This window comes from Winogradskya humida, from assembly GCF_016862215.1.
GTDB lineage: Bacteria > Actinomycetota > Actinomycetes > Mycobacteriales > Micromonosporaceae > Actinoplanes > Actinoplanes humidus.
This window is the reverse complement of record NZ_BOMN01000053.1, coordinates 1-13,690: the sequence shown is the minus strand read 5'-3', so window position 1 is coordinate 13,690 and position 13,690 is coordinate 1. Positions and strand designations below refer to the sequence as shown.

General features: G+C 69.2%; 12 protein-coding genes. 4 read left to right on the top strand and 8 right to left on the bottom strand.

Going from position 1 to position 13,690, the window contains the following annotated elements; translation table 11 throughout:
* Positions 1-28: 28 nt before the first annotated feature.
* The 4 genes from Ahu01nite_RS20885 to rsmA form a co-directional block, all read right to left on the bottom strand.
* The gene (locus tag Ahu01nite_RS20885; RefSeq protein WP_203838258.1) at positions 29-976 is read right to left on the bottom strand and encodes a 4-(cytidine 5'-diphospho)-2-C-methyl-D-erythritol kinase; all 948 of its coding nucleotides are present in this window, start codon (positions 974-976) and stop codon (positions 29-31) included.
* On the bottom strand, positions 973-1,554 hold the full coding sequence (locus Ahu01nite_RS20880; RefSeq protein ID WP_203838257.1) for a Uma2 family endonuclease: 582 nt from the start codon (positions 1,552-1,554) through the stop codon (positions 973-975). Before Ahu01nite_RS20880 ends, Ahu01nite_RS20885 begins: the two co-directional genes overlap by 4 nt.
* Before the next feature lie 79 nt (positions 1,555-1,633).
* Positions 1,634-2,128 (bottom strand): Uma2 family endonuclease, encoded by a 495-nt coding sequence (locus Ahu01nite_RS20875; protein ID WP_275411770.1) that lies wholly within the window; start codon positions 2,126-2,128, stop codon positions 1,634-1,636.
* A gap of 23 nt (positions 2,129-2,151) precedes the next feature.
* Positions 2,152-3,054: a 16S rRNA (adenine(1518)-N(6)/adenine(1519)-N(6))-dimethyltransferase RsmA gene (rsmA, locus tag Ahu01nite_RS20870; RefSeq protein WP_203838256.1), complete on the bottom strand. Its 903-nt coding sequence runs from the start codon at positions 3,052-3,054 to the stop codon at positions 2,152-2,154.
* Positions 3,055-3,154: 100 nt separating this feature from the next.
* On the opposite strand from rsmA, the gene Ahu01nite_RS20865 reads away from it, so the two are divergent.
* Entirely contained in the window at positions 3,155-3,574 is a 420-nt protein-coding gene (locus tag Ahu01nite_RS20865; protein WP_203838255.1) for a hypothetical protein, read from the top strand.
* A 4-nt stretch (positions 3,575-3,578) separates the two neighbouring features.
* Here the strand turns inward: Ahu01nite_RS20865 and Ahu01nite_RS20860 are convergent, their stop codons facing one another.
* Positions 3,579-4,466, bottom strand: a complete 888-nt coding sequence (locus Ahu01nite_RS20860) for a TatD family hydrolase (RefSeq protein ID WP_203838254.1) — start codon at positions 4,464-4,466, stop codon at positions 3,579-3,581.
* Positions 4,467-4,626: 160 nt separating this feature from the next.
* On the opposite strand from Ahu01nite_RS20860, the gene Ahu01nite_RS20855 reads away from it, so the two are divergent.
* The gene (locus Ahu01nite_RS20855) at positions 4,627-5,604 is read left to right on the top strand and encodes a hypothetical protein (protein WP_239159016.1); all 978 of its coding nucleotides are present in this window, start codon (positions 4,627-4,629) and stop codon (positions 5,602-5,604) included.
* 55 nt (positions 5,605-5,659) lie between these two features.
* On the opposite strand, the gene Ahu01nite_RS20850 is transcribed toward Ahu01nite_RS20855, so the two are convergent.
* Both Ahu01nite_RS20850 and metG read right to left on the bottom strand, forming a co-directional pair.
* Positions 5,660-6,949 carry a PKD domain-containing protein gene (locus Ahu01nite_RS20850; protein ID WP_203838252.1) on the bottom strand — a complete coding sequence of 430 codons (1,290 nt, stop codon included), beginning with the start codon at positions 6,947-6,949 and terminating at the stop codon, positions 5,660-5,662.
* Positions 6,950-7,170: 221 nt separating this feature from the next.
* Entirely contained in the window at positions 7,171-8,955 is a 1,785-nt protein-coding gene (gene metG / locus Ahu01nite_RS20845; RefSeq protein WP_203838251.1) for a methionine--tRNA ligase, read from the bottom strand.
* A 119-nt stretch (positions 8,956-9,074) separates the two neighbouring features.
* Between metG and Ahu01nite_RS20840 the strand changes: the two genes are divergently transcribed.
* Positions 9,075-10,421 (top strand): hypothetical protein, encoded by a 1,347-nt coding sequence (locus Ahu01nite_RS20840; RefSeq protein ID WP_203838250.1) that lies wholly within the window; start codon positions 9,075-9,077, stop codon positions 10,419-10,421.
* Positions 10,422-10,531: 110 nt separating this feature from the next.
* On the opposite strand, the gene rsmI is transcribed toward Ahu01nite_RS20840, so the two are convergent.
* On the bottom strand, positions 10,532-11,392 hold the full coding sequence (rsmI, locus tag Ahu01nite_RS20835) for a 16S rRNA (cytidine(1402)-2'-O)-methyltransferase (RefSeq protein WP_438874803.1): 861 nt from the start codon (positions 11,390-11,392) through the stop codon (positions 10,532-10,534).
* A gap of 74 nt (positions 11,393-11,466) precedes the next feature.
* Here rsmI and Ahu01nite_RS20830 point away from each other — a divergent pair, with 74 nt between their 5' ends.
* A complete protein-coding gene (locus Ahu01nite_RS20830) occupies positions 11,467-13,056 on the top strand; it encodes a dolichyl-phosphate-mannose--protein mannosyltransferase (RefSeq protein ID WP_438874802.1) in 1,590 nt (529 codons plus the stop codon).
* Positions 13,057-13,690 lie beyond the last annotated feature (634 nt).

Sequence of the window (13,690 nt, the reverse complement as noted above, 5' to 3'; positions counted from 1 at the left end):
AGGTCCAGCCTAGCCGGGCCCCGCCGGGTCAGACCGCCCGGGCGCCCGGCATCGGACCACGAGCGGCAACGGCGTCCCGGCACACACCCGAGTCCCGCAGCCCCGCGGCCACCTTCTCGGCATGCGCGGCGTCGCTGGTCAGGAAGACACAGGTAGGCCCCGACCCGGAGACGATCCCGGCCAGCGCACCCGCTTCGTACCCCGCCTTGAGCACCTCCGCCAACGCCGGCCGCAACGACAACGCCGCAGGCTGCAGGTCATTGGCCAGCGCCGCGCCCAGCACCTCCGGCCTGCGCTGGCGAAGCGCTGCCATCAGCTGCCCCGGGCTCTCCAGCGGCTCCGGCGACCAGGTGCTCTCCCGCATCCGGTCCAGCTCCCGATAGACCTCCGGCGTCGACAACCCACCCTCGGCGATCGCCACCACCCAGTGCCATGTGGTCGGCCGGGCCAGAATCGGACTGACCGCCTCCCCGTGCCCCGTGCCCAGCGCCGTGCCACCCTGCAACAGGAACGGAATGTCGGAGCCCAGCTCCGCCCCGATCTCCGCGAGCTCATCCTTGCCGTACCCGGTGCCCCAGAGCAGATCACAGGCCAGCAGCGTCGCCGCGGCGTCCGCACTGCCGCCGGCAAGCCCCCCGGCCAGCGGAATCGTCTTCCGCAGGTGCAGGCGGGCATGAGCGGGCACCCGCGCCTTCTGCGCCAGCGCCCGGGCCGCCCGGATGATCAGGTTGCTCTCATCCAGCTCCAGCTCCCCGGTGCCCTCACCCTCCATGGTCAGCGTGAGAGTGTCCCCGGGCCGAGCGGTCAGCTCATCGAACAGGCTGATCGCGTGATAGACGGTGTTGAGCTCATGGAACCCGTCCGGCCGCACCGGCCCCACGCCCAGATGCAGATTGATCTTCGCAGGCACCCGGACCTTCACCGGTCCGGCGAACCGGCGCGGCTTGTCGTCGTCCGGCCCCCAAGCCTCCGTCACGGAGTAATTTCCCGAACAGGAAGCTTCATCTCGAACGGCGCCGTCAGCACCAGCTCCGCATTCGCGGCCGCGTCATCCGCCGCCTGGTAGGCACCGCCGACGAGGTCGTACGCGAAAATCCGCAGCGGGTTCTGCTCGACCCGCCAGAAATGCGGAATGCCGGCGCCGGCATACAGCCCCGGTTTCTCCATCCGGTCACGCCGCCGCGTGCTCGGGGACACGATCTCCACCGCGAGCACCACCTGGGACGCCTCGTAATAGTGATGGTCGAAGTCCACCGGCTTGCGCAGCAGCGCGACATCGGGCTCGAGCGTCTTCCTGTGGTTGATGATGACACCGATCGCCATCAGCGCCTCGAGATCGTCCGGCGCATGCCGCTCCAGCCAGCTTGCCAGCCGAAGATTGATCTTCTGATGACCGCCCGAGGGCGAGGGAACCACAGCCAGAACTCCGTCCCAGATCTCCGTTCGAGGCGCGTCCTCCGGCAGCCTCAGCACATCCTCGACGGTGTACGCCTTCATCCGCTGCCGAGCCGGGTCCGGTGCCCAGATGGCGGGGCCTGTCGCTTCTGCCGTCATGAGTCCACCTCCTCGCGCTGCCTGCCAGTCGCGCTGAGCTTACCGCCGAGGCCGCAACGACCCGACCCCCAAGCCTCCGTCACGCAACAAGTTCCTGAACCGGAAGCCTGATCGCGAAGGGCACGCTCAGCACCAACTCCCCCTCCGACTCGCCGACCAGCTCGTACCGGCCGTCCACCAGGTCGTAGGCAAAGACCCGAAGCGGATCCTGCTCGATCCGCCAGAAATGCGGAATGCCGGCCGCCGCGTACTCCGCGGGCTTCTCGACCCGGTCACGCCGCTCCGTGCCCGGCGACACAACCTCTGCAGCGACGACGACCTGCGAGGGCGGGAAGTAAAGATTCTGCTGCTCGACGGGACGGCGCAGCAGAAGAACGTCCGGCTCCAGTGTGTCCTGCGGACTCATCTCAACACCGATGCCGGTGGTCGGCCTCAGCGTCTCCGGTGCGTGCTGCCAGAACCAGGCCCAGAGTGCCGTGCAGATGTACTGATGACCGACGACGGGCCTGGGGATCGCGACCATTACCCCCGCACGGAGCTCGGTGCGGGGGGCCTTGTCCGGGAGATTGAGGATGTCCTCGATCGAATGGGCCGCGCTCAGGAGTCCGCGTCCTCGTGGTGTCGGGCGGCGGGGCTGGTTTTGGCACCGTGGCCGAGGGCGATGGCGGCTGTGGCGATGGCGGCGAATTCGGTGATGGTGAGGGCTTCGCCTCGGGTCTGGGGGCTGATGTCCGCCGCGAGCAGGATCTTTTCGGCGTTGTCCGCGCCGCCTGCCCAGCCGGCGAGGGCCGCGCGGAGGGTTTTGCGGCGCTGGGCGAAGGCTGCGTCGATGATGCGGAAGACCAGGGCGCGGGAGACTTCGGCGACGGGGGTGGCGTGGCGGGAGAAGTGGACCAGGCCGGAGTCGACGTTGGGGACGGGCCAGAAGACCGCGGGGGGTACGCGGCCCGCGGCGCGCGAGTCGGCGTACCAGGCGAGTTTGACCGAGGGGACGCCGTAGATCTTGGAGCCGGGGCCCGCGACCAGCCGGTCGGCGACCTCCTTCTGCACCATGACGAGGCCGCCGCGCAGCGTGGGCAGCACGCTGAGCAGGTGCAGGACCACGGGGACCGCGACGTTGTACGGGAGGTTCGCCACGAGCATGGTCGGCGGCGGCGTGAGCTGGCCCGCGGTGACTTTGAGTGCGTCGCCCGCGTGCACGGTCAGTTTCGTGACGTCGGCACGGGTGGTGACCGTCTCGGGGAGGGCCGCGGCCAGGACCGGGTCGAGCTCGACGGCGTGGACGTGGGCGGCGGTGCCGAGCAGGCCCAGGGTGAGGGAGCCGAGACCGGGGCCGACCTCGAGCACCACGTCGTCGGGGGTGAGCCCGGCCGCGGTGACGATGCGCCGCACGGTGTTGGGGTCGTGCACGAAGTTCTGGCCGAGCTTCTTCGTCGGCGCCACCCCGAGCCGGCCCGCCAGTTCCCGGATCTCCGCCGGGCCGAGGAGTGCGTCAGCCATGACGTCACAGCCTACGCAGTGCGGCGCGGGGACGTGCCCGCAGGCGTGACGGTCGGTCACGGGGCAGCGGCGGTGGTGCCGAGGGAGTACAACGATGGGCATGACGGAGCTGCTGCAGCTGCGAGGCGTGGTCGAAGCGACACCGGACGAGGTTGCCGCCGTGCTGCTCGACGCGCGGCCGGGCGGGCGGTCACCGATCGCGGCGACCGGCGCGGCGAAGCCCGCGAAGGGCGACGAGTTCACCGTCACCCGCGACGGCAGCACCCTCACCGTGGTCGTCGACCGCGCCGCCCGTTCGATCTCCCAGCAGGGCGAATGGTGGTACAGGGGCGTCACCGGCGTCGAGCCGGACGAGCGCGGCGCCCTGGTCGTCCATCGCATCCTCAACATCGCCACGGGTAACCGCTGGGCGGTCCGCTTCGTCTCCCGCGGCCCGATCAACTCCGCGCCGACGAGCTTCGCCAAGCTCCTCGGCGGCCTCGGCGAGCAACTGGACTGCGCGGCGTACCCGCTCGATTGAAGAGCTAGCTCCAGGGCCCGAATACGCGCTCGCCGTTGGCCGAGATCGCCGCGCAGAGGGTGTCGAGGTCCTGGCCGGTGGTCTCGGCGAGCGCCCGCACCGTGACCGGGATCAGGTAGGAAGCGTTGGGTCGCCCGCGGTAGGGCATCGGCGTCAGGTACGGCGCGTCCGTCTCGACCAGCATCTGCGACGGCGGTGTCAGCGCGGCGGCCTCGCGCAGGTAGCCCGCGTTCTTGAACGTCATCGTGCCGGCGAAGCTCAGCAGGAATCCCCTGCGGACACACTCGGCAGCGAAGTCGGCGTCGCCCGAGAAGCAGTGCAGCACCACGGCGTCCGGGGCGCCTTCCTCGTCGAGGACCCGCAGCACGTCCTGGTGGGCTTCGCGGTCGTGGATGATCAGCGGCTTCGCGTAGCGCTTGGCGATGGCGATGTGGGCGCGGAAGCTCTGCTCCTGCGCGGCCCGGCCCTCCTCGCTGGTACGGAACGTGTCGAGGCCGGTTTCGCCCAGGCCGCGTACGCGTGGCAGGGCAGCCAGGGCCTCGATCTGCCGCAACGCCTCGTCGAGGTCGTCGAGTCGCGGTGCCTCGTTGGGGTGCAGGGCGACGGCGGCGAGCACGCTGGGGTGCCGGGCGGCCAGCTCCGCGCCCCACCGTGACGAGTCGAGATCGACGCCGACCTGCACCAGCCGGTCGACGCCGACCTTCGCGGCGGCGGAGATGAGGGCCTCGACGGGATCGTTGTCAGCTGGCATCCCGGCTTCGTGCACGGTGATGTCGAGATGGGTGTGGCTGTCGAAGACCGGGACGGCCAGCGGCTCCGGCGGCGGCGGGAACTCGCCCCGGCGACGGGCCTCACGCTGCTTGCGATTCTCGGTGGGCGGGTTGCTGTTCATCGCGGACCAGCATCACACATGACCTCGCGAGACTTTTTTCACGGCAAGCCTGAGTAACCTCCCGTTCACCCTACGTCTACCCGCGACCCCTAGGTTGCTGCGAGTGACCGTGACCGGTGAGGAATCCGAAGTCGGCACCGACCCTCTAGAGCCTGCCCTGATGGCGCCCCTGCGACGCGACCTCACGTGGGGCCGGGTCCAGGAGATGAGCCAGTCGTTCGGCCATCATCAGGATTCCCTGCTGCAGGGCATCCGCGCGACCGCGGCCGTGGTCCGCGGCACCCGCATGGTCAAGGTGCTCTCCGCGGCCCAGCTCGCCGGGCACCTCGCCGGCTGGCTTCCCTACGGCTTCTGTTACCGCGCCTGCGACATCGCCCACCTGCGCACCCCTGCCGAGCTCGCCTTCCTGCGCACCGACGGCGCCCCGGACGACGGCGTGACCTTCGCCCTGCGCTGGCGCGCCACCGACCCGATCGACTTCGAGATCCCGATGGGCCGCGTCCAGGCCGGGCTCCCCGCCGTGCCCGCGCACTCCCGGATCGGCTCGATGGTGCTGGGCACCGGTTTCACGCCCAGCACCGACGACCTCATCCCGGAGTTCGTCACCGCGGGCTTCGCCGACCTGCCGATGCCCGCGAACGCCCAGCTCCTGGCATATCCGGGGACCGGCGACGAGGTGGTGCTCTACACGTACCAGCCGGAGCAGCACGGGTGGCTGCGGCTGGCCGGACCGCGATGGCGGCACCTGCTGGAGGGGATCCCCGGGGTCAGCCCGGACCGCGAGTACGTGCCCTGCACCGATGCCGGCTCGGCGCGGCTCGTCGGGCGCATAAAGGATCAGGAATACCAGGCCGTCGCGGACCCGCCCGAGGAGTTCCGGGTCCGGGCGCTCACCCGGGCCGCGCGCTACCAGGTCGAGACGCTGTCCCGGCGGGCCGAGCAGGCACTGTGGCGTGACGTGCCGGTCTGGGTCCTGCAACGCGACGAGACCTGGGCCCGCCTGCGACTGGTACGCCCGGACTCCGACTCCATCAACAAGGTCGGCGCCCGCTGCTACGAACGCGGCGTCTACGAGGTGTGGGCCCCGGTCCGGGAGCTCGCCGATCACCACATCGCCGAGTTGCCGTACGTCATCTGATCCGGACAGCAAGAAGCCCCGGTCCGCGTACGCAGACCGGGGCTTTCCTGTTCGGTTACTTGACCTTCGACTGGATCGAGGCCCACTTGCTGGCGTTGTCGGCCCAGTCCCACGCGCGAGCGTCGACGTAGACCGTGCCCTTGCCGAGGCCGTTGATCTTCAGCGACCACTTGCCCTTGGAAGGAGTGATGGCGACCGGGGCGCAGTTGTTGTACTGCTCCTCCGAGTAGACGCGCTTCCACTTCTTCGCCGGGGTGTAGCAGTAGACGGCGCTGCCGTTGATCCGCGTGACCCAGACGTACACGTAAGGTGCGCCGGAGCCCTTGTCCGACACCGTGCCGGTGACGGTCTTCCACGACTTGATCTTCGTGGGGTTCTTCGGCTTCTTGACCGAGACGACGGGCTTCCACGAGTCGGTCTTGACGTTGACCACACCGACGTAGACCGCGGAGGACGCGCCGAACTTGTTGTAGAACGTGGCCCGCAGGGTGACCTTGCCCTTGATCAGGCCGCCGTTCTTGCGGTGGTAGTAGAAGACCTTGATCGCCTGGTTCTTCGGCTTGATCTCCTGGACGTAGCCGTCACCGTTGTCGAAGCGGATCCGCGTGGTGCCGGCGGGGACGCTGCTGAACGTGGTGGTGACGCGCTCACCGGGCCAGATGCTGTACTTGCTGATCTTGAACTTGCCCGGCACGGTCACGTTCAGGACGCTGCTGGTCTTGCTGGAGTTCTTGGCCTTGTCCGTGACCGTCAGCGTGATCGTGAACTTGCCGTTGCGGGTGTACTGCTTGTTGACCGGCGCCTGGCCCGTGGCCTTCAGCGTCGTCGACGTGCCGTCGCCCCAGCTCACCACGCGGGTGACCTCGGTGACCGGGCCGTTGTCGGTAACCGCGCCCTGGGTGAAGGTGACCTTCTGGCCCACCCACAGCGAGGTCGTGTTGAGCGAGAACTTGCCCGTCGGCTTGATGGTGTCGGGCACCGGCGGCGTCGAGGTCGGCGGGCTGCTCGGCTCCACCGGCGGAGTGGTGGTCCCCGACGGCTCGGGGTCCGAGGTGGTGGGGGTGTCGGAGGGCTCCGGCGCCGAGGTGGTGGGCGTGTCGGAGGGCTCGGGAGCCGAGGTCGTCTCCGAGGGGTCCGGAGCCGGGGTCGTCTCGGAGGGCTCCGGGGTCGGAGTCGTCTCGGACGGGTCCGGGGTCGGCTCGTCGGCCAGGACCGCACCCGCGTCAGCGGTGGCGGAACGGCCGGAGTCGGAGGCGAGGGCCGGCGAGGCGGCGAAAGCGCCGCCGGCCAGCAGGGCACTGCTGACAACAACGGCCAGGATCGGCCGCTTGAGGCGTGCGTTCAAGGAAACTCCTTTGAGGGGGGTGACCCTGACGAAGGAGACATGTCGATACGGCACGGGCCGCAACGATAGAACGGCGCCGTACCGATGAAACGCAAGCGTTTCCCCCGTGGTCGGGCATGAAAGTACCCGACGGCAGCCAGCCTGATCAATCCGATTCCCAGCCAAAATTGAGGAAAGCCCGCCGTGAGAATACACACGACGGGCTGACCTGCATAAATGTGTCAGGAGGCGAGGCGCTCCAGCTCTTCCTCGATCACCGAGACGTCGAGCTTGCGGAAAATCGGCGTCGGCGTGGCGAGCGGCGTGCCCGCCACCAGTGGCACCGAGTCCCACTTGGCGCCCACCGTGTAGTCGCCGGTGAGCACCGGATAGGACGGTCCGCCGTCGAGGTCCTCGACCTCCACGATCGACGGCATCGGCGCGTGCACCCCGACCCCGCCGAGCAGCTCGAAGACCTTCTGCGCGGAGTGCGGCAGGAACGGCGTCAGCAGCGTGTTGGCATCGCTGATGACCTGGAGCGCCACGTGCAGGACGGTGCCCATCCGGGGCTTGGTGGCCTCGTCCTTGAGCTTCCAGGGCGCCTGGTCGGAGAGGTACTTGTTGGCCTCGGCCACCACGCGCATGGCCTCGCCGATCGCCGCCTTCTGCCGGTGCTTGCCGAGCAGCTCGCCGACGGTGTCGAAGCCCTTGCGAGCGACGTCGAGCAGCGCCTTGTCATCCTCGGTCAGCTCACCGGCCTCGGGGACGGCGCCGAAGTTCTTGGCCGCCATCGAGACCGACCGGTTGACCAGGTTGCCCCAGCCGGCCACCAGCTCGTCGTTGTTGCGCCGGACGAACTCGGCCCAGGTGAAGTCGGTGTCGTTGGACTCCGGGCCGGCGGCGGCGATGAAATACCGCAGCGCGTCGGCGTCGTAACGCTCGAGGAAGTCGCGGACGTAGATGACGACCTTGCGCGACGAGGAGAACTTGCGGCCCTCCATCGTCAGATACTCGCTGGAAACCACCTCGGTGGGCAGGTTGAGCGCGCCCAGCGAGCCCGGCTTGCCACCCTTGTCGCCCTCACCCGAGTAACCGAGCAGCAGCGACGGCCAGATCACCGAGTGGAAGACGATGTTGTCCTTGCCCATGAAGTAGTAACCGAGCGCGTCGGAATCCTGCCACCACTTGCGCCAGGCCTCGGGGTCCCCGGAGCGCCGAGCCCACTCGATGGACGCCGACAGGTAACCGATGACCGCGTCGAACCACACGTAGATGCGCTTGTCGTTGCGGTCCTCCCAGCCCTCCAGGGGGATCGGGACGCCCCACTCGAGGTCGCGGGTGATCGCCCGGGGCTGCAGGTCCTCCACCAGGTTCTTGGAGAACTTCAGGACGTTGGGGCGCCAGTCGTCGCGGGTGTCGAGCCACTTGCCCAGCGCCTCGGCGAACGCGGGCAGGTCGAGGAAGAAGTGCTCGGTCTCGACGAACTCCGGGACCTCGCCGTTGATCCGCGACTTCGGGTTGATCAGCTGCTCGGGGTCGAGCTGGTTGCCGCAGTTGTCGCACTGGTCGCCGCGGGCGCTGCCGTACCCGCAGATCGGGCAGGTGCCCTCGATGTAGCGGTCGGGCAGGGTGCGCCCGGTCGACGGCGAGATCGCCCCCAGCGTGGTCTTGGCGATGATGTAGCCGTTGTCGTGCAGGCCCTTGAAGAGCTCCTGCACGACCGAGTAGTGGTTACGCGTCGTGGTCCGGGTGAAAAGGTCGTATGACAGGCCGAGCCCGTGCAGGTCTTCGACGATGACCCGGTTGTAGCGGTCGGCCAGCTCGCGCGGCGTGACCCCCTCGGCGTCGGCCTGGACCTGGATCGGGGTGCCGTGCTCGTCGGTGCCCGAGACCATGAGTACGTCGTGGCCGGACATCCGCATGTACCGGCTGAAAACGTCGGAGGGCACCCCGAAGCCGGAGACATGACCGATGTGACGCGGTCCGTTGGCGTAGGGCCAGGCAACCGCGGCTAGAACGTGACTCATGAATAACAAGCGTAGTGACCCCGCCCCGGATAGCGCGAACGGACTGGACAACACCCCTTTTGACCGACACCTGGCTTATCTGCCATTTTGCCGACCCGACCCGTAGTCCAATGGGACACATGACCGGAGACGCACCCCAGCCTGGGCAAACGCCACGCCACGAGGGCGAGCCGTGGACCTGGACGGATCGAGGAACCGGCACCTGGTGGTCCGGCGACCTCGGCCCGCAGGAAACCACGCGGAGCCGGTCACGGCGCGGGGCGGCCGAGACGCTGGAAGCGCCGAAGCAGGCAGAGCACACGGGCGAGGCCGCGACGGCGCACGAGGCCGGCATGCAGGACACGACCACCGCGCTGACCGGCGAGGCCCCACCGAAAATCGCCCCGCCGAAGCCCGCGCGGAAGCGGGAACGGGCGCGGAAGACCGAGACCGAGGGCGTCGAGCAGGCGCACGACCAGGTGGGCAACGAGCGCTTCAACCCTCAGGGCACGAGTACGGCGTACGCATCGAGACCCGTACCCGAGGCAGCCCCGATCGACCCGGATCACGAGCCCACGATCGTCGACCTGCTCGCCGCGCTCCCGCTCGACGACCCGATCCGGCCGCCCGTTGTCCAGGCGCCCGTTGCCCCGTCCGGTGCCCGGCCGGGTGGTCCGATGACCCTGGAGGGCGAGACCGTTGCTCCGGGCGTACCCGAGGAATTGATTGTGCCTGAGCAGGACCGCAACCGGCCCACCGTGGCCCTGCCCAAACCACCGGCCCGGTCGCGGCTCGGCCGGGCGAGGGAGGACCGGGCCCGTGCCGACCGGGCCCTTCAGGATCGGGTACGCGCAGAGCGCACCGCCGCCCTGCTGGAGACCTCGCCGTTCTGGCGCACCGAGGAGGAGCGCGCCGCCAATGCGGCGTGGCCGCCCGCCGAGACCCGGGAGAAGCTCGGCGCGGGACGCCCTCCGAAGCGCCCACCACGTGATCCCCGCCACCCCGTCAGCGGACTCGTCGCCCTGCTGGCGCTCGCACTCGTCGCCGCGTTCTTCTCCTGGGTCAGCGCCGAACCGTTCTGGCTCGCGGTCGGGCACGGCCGCGAAGGCACCGCCACGGTCTCCCAGTGCACCGGATCGGGCGTCACCCAGCGGTGCACCGGCTCCTTCACCGCCGCCAACGGGTCCTACAAGGCCGAGAACATCGCCCTGCTCGGCGTGAAGGCAGGCCAGCGGACCGTCGGCTCCGTCGGACAGGCCCGGATGGTGAGCATGACCAGCCGGCAGGCGTACGTCGGCGAGACGAGCCTGCTGGTCCACCTGCGCTGGACCCTCGCGTTCCTGCTGGTGATGCTCTGCGGGCTCGGCATCGCCGCGCTGACCGGCGCCCGGCGACTGGAGACCGCCCAGGCCCGGCGCGGCGCGGTGCTGCTCAGCCTCACCGGGCCGTTGCTGCTGCTCGCCGGCTTCCTCATCGCGACCTACTGAGCGTGCTTCTCAGCGCTTTCGGCCGCGGCCTGCTGGGCGTGCTTCTCAGCCGCGGCCTGCTGGACGTGCTTTTCGGCCGCGGCCTGCTGGGCGTGCTTTTCGGCCGCCGCCTATTGGGCGTGGACCAGGGCGTAGACCTCGCGTTTGCGCAGGCCGTAGGCGTCGGCGACGGCCTGGATGGCGTCCCGCCTGGTGGCGCCGCCGGCCTCCCGCTCGGCGACCGCCGCACGCAGGTCCTCGTCGGCGGGACGCTCGGCGGGCCCGGCCGGCGCACCGGCGACCACGACCGTGATCTCGCCACGCGGCTCGTTCTCGGCCGACCAGACGGCCAGCTCACCGAGGGGCCCGCGGCGGATCTCCTCGTACGTCTTGGTCAGCTCCCGGCACACCGCGGCTTCCCGGTCGGCGCCGAAGACACTCGCGAAGTCCTGCAACGACGCGGTGATGCGGTGCGGGGCCTCGAAGAAGACCAGCGTGCGGGGCTCGGCGGCGAGCTCACGCAGGCGGGACCGCCGGTGCGACCCGGTGCGCGGCAGGAACCCCTCGAAGCAGAACCGGTCGCTGGGCAGGCCGGACAGGGCCAGCGCCGTGGTCACCGCACTCGGGCCGGGCGCCGAGGTCACCGGGAAACCGGCGTCGAGTGCTGCCCGGACCAGGCGATACCCCGGGTCGGAGACGCTCGGCATGCCGCCGTCCGTGACAACGGCCACAACCGCGCCGCCACGCAGGGCGTCGACGAGATCGGGCGTACGCCGCTCCTCGTTGCCCTCGAAATACGACGTGATCCGGCCGTTGACGGTGATCCCGAGATCCCGGGCCAGCCGGATCAGCCGCCGGGTGTCCTCGGCCGCCACCACGTCCGCCGTCGTCAGAACCTCGCGCAGCCGGGTGGAGGCGTCCCCGGTGTTGCCCAGCGGGGCACCGACCAGCACGACCCGGCCCGTACCGCTCTCCTGCACGCCATCTTCCACGCGCCGAGTTCATCACACGCCGTACACGTGGGCGTCCCGGGCACCGGGCTGGACGAACGGCCTACGATCGCGTGGTGACTTCGGCGACAGCTGAGACTGACACCACGAGCCCGCCGCCCGCCGACGAGACCCCGGAGGCGCCGGCGGCCGTCGGCGTGCGCGGCGTCCCCGACGCGGTGCGGCGCCGCCTCGCCACGCTCGAGAACTGGCTGAACCCGTACTCGTGGTTGGTCACGGTGATCATCGTGGCGATCGCGGCGGTGCTGCGGCTGGTCGGCATCACCCACCCGAAGAGCTACATCTTCGACGAGGTGTACTACCCGACCGACGCCTGGGACATGCTCCAGCACGGCGTCGAGTGGGACGAGAAGAGCAACGGGCCCGCGTACGTAGTGCATCCGCCCTTGGGTAAATGGCTGATCGCCCTCGGCGAGAAGGCCTACGGCAACAACGAGCTGGGCTGGCGCCTGCCCGCGGCGATCGCCGGCACCCTGATGATCCTGATCCTGATCCGGGTCGCCTACCGGCTGTTCCACTCGATCGTGCTGGCCGGCACCGCGGGCCTGCTGATGACGCTCGACGGCTTCCAGCTCGTGCTCTCCCGCACCTCGCTGCTGGACATCTTCCTCGGCCTGTTCATCCTCATGACCTTCGCCGCCCTGGTGCTCGACCGCGACCACTACCGTCGCCGCTGGTTGAATCGCCTGGAAGACGGCTTCGACCCGGCCACCACCCACAGCCAGCCCCGCATCTTCCCCTGGTGGCTGATGATCGCGGGCATCACCTTCGGCCTGGCCTGCGGCGTAAAATGGAGCGCGCTCTTCTTCGCCCCGTTCTTCGGCCTGCTCGTGGTCGTCTGGCGCATCCAGGCCCGCCGCTCCGCAGGAGTACGCCGCCCGGTCGTCTTCGGCCTGCTGGGCGATCTCGGCTACCTGATCCTCAGCTTCGTCCTGTCGATCATCTTCTACCTCGCCACCTGGACCGGCTGGTTCGTCACCAACGACGGCTACTTCCGCCACTACCGCGAAGCCAACGGCCTCAGCGAGCCCCCGATCCTGGGCGCCCTCCTCAACCTCATGCACTACCACCACGAGGCCTACAACTTCCACAGCGGCCTCACCGACCGCCACGTCTACCAGTCCTGGCCCTGGCAGTGGCTCCTCCTTGGCCGCCCCGTCGCCTTCTACTGGAACGGCAACGGCAACTGCGGAGCCCCCAGCTGCGCCGCCGAGGTCCTCCTCCTGGGCACCCCGCTACTGTGGTGGTCCTTCCTGCCGGCCCTGGCAGCCCTCGTATGGTTCGGCATCGCCCGCCGCGACTGGCGAGCCTTCGCCATCGGCACCGGCGTCGTCGCAGGCTTACTACCTTGGTTCTACTTCGCAGTGGCCGACGGCCGAACGATGTTCTCGTTCTACGCCCTCCCCGCCCTGCCCTTCCTCATCCTCGCGGTCGTCTACGCCCTGGGCGCCATCATGACCCCACCATCAGGCATGCTCGCCGGCTCCGGCCGAACGGACAGACAACTCGTGGGCACCATCGTCGCCGGCGTCTACGTCCTCCTCGTAGCCCTCTGCTTCGCCTACTTCTATCCGATCTTCGTAGGCCAGCTCATCCCCTACGACGACTGGTCAGCCCGAATGTGGCTCGGCGGCCGCTGGATCTGACCGGCTCTGGGGCCGGGCGCTCTCATGGCAGGCCGTTCACAGGGCAGGCCACCCACTGGGCAGTCCGTTCATAGGCCAGGCCACTCACAGGGCAGGCGGCTCACAGGGCAGGCGGCTCACTCCTCAGGGGCAGGCGCTCACTCTCAGGGGCAGGCGCTTCTTAAGGGCTGCTCTGCGCGACCACCCTGTGGGCCGTCGTGCGGGATGGCCTGAGCGATGGCCCTGCGGGCAGGTTTGAGCGATGGACTTGAGCGATGGACTAGAGCGATTTGGCGCCTCCGGATCGGACTACCGCTACCGGACCGATAGGTCGACCGCTCCTTGCGACCGCACCACTTCGGGGGCGCCGTAATGAAGCCCATCCGTAAGGTCCCGTAAGCGCAGGGTGATCCTGGCAAAAGTGATGTGTTATCACTCAAGACTCGATGTTGCGTCGACCTGCATCGCAGAGCAACTTCATGCGGCGTCGGCCAGCAAGCGCACACTATTGCTCCGCCGCGCAGGACATTCGTAGTCGCGGCCTTACCCTGCGTTACCCAAGAGGAATCCAGGGAAGACACTGACCTCCCGGGGGCAAACACTTAGGCCAGCCCCCTTATCGCGCCCGAACAGCCCGGTGCGACTTGGAGCGGTG

Excerpts from the sequence above, each read along its gene's own strand:
- Ahu01nite_RS20880 (WP_203838257.1), bottom strand. The coding sequence starts at position 1,554 with ATGACGGCAGAAGCGACAGGCCCCGCCATCTGGGCACCGGACCCGGCT.
- rsmA (WP_203838256.1), bottom strand. The coding sequence starts at position 3,054 with ATGGCTGACGCACTCCTCGGCCCGGCGGAGATCCGGGAACTGGCGGGC.
- Ahu01nite_RS20865 (WP_203838255.1), top strand. The coding sequence starts at position 3,155 with ATGACGGAGCTGCTGCAGCTGCGAGGCGTGGTCGAAGCGACACCGGAC.
- Ahu01nite_RS20860 (WP_203838254.1), bottom strand. The coding sequence starts at position 4,466 with ATGAACAGCAACCCGCCCACCGAGAATCGCAAGCAGCGTGAGGCCCGT.
- Ahu01nite_RS20855 (WP_239159016.1), top strand. The coding sequence starts at position 4,627 with ATGGCGCCCCTGCGACGCGACCTCACGTGGGGCCGGGTCCAGGAGATG.
- metG (WP_203838251.1), bottom strand. The coding sequence starts at position 8,955 with ATGAGTCACGTTCTAGCCGCGGTTGCCTGGCCCTACGCCAACGGACCG.
- Ahu01nite_RS20840 (WP_203838250.1), top strand. The coding sequence starts at position 9,075 with ATGACCGGAGACGCACCCCAGCCTGGGCAAACGCCACGCCACGAGGGC.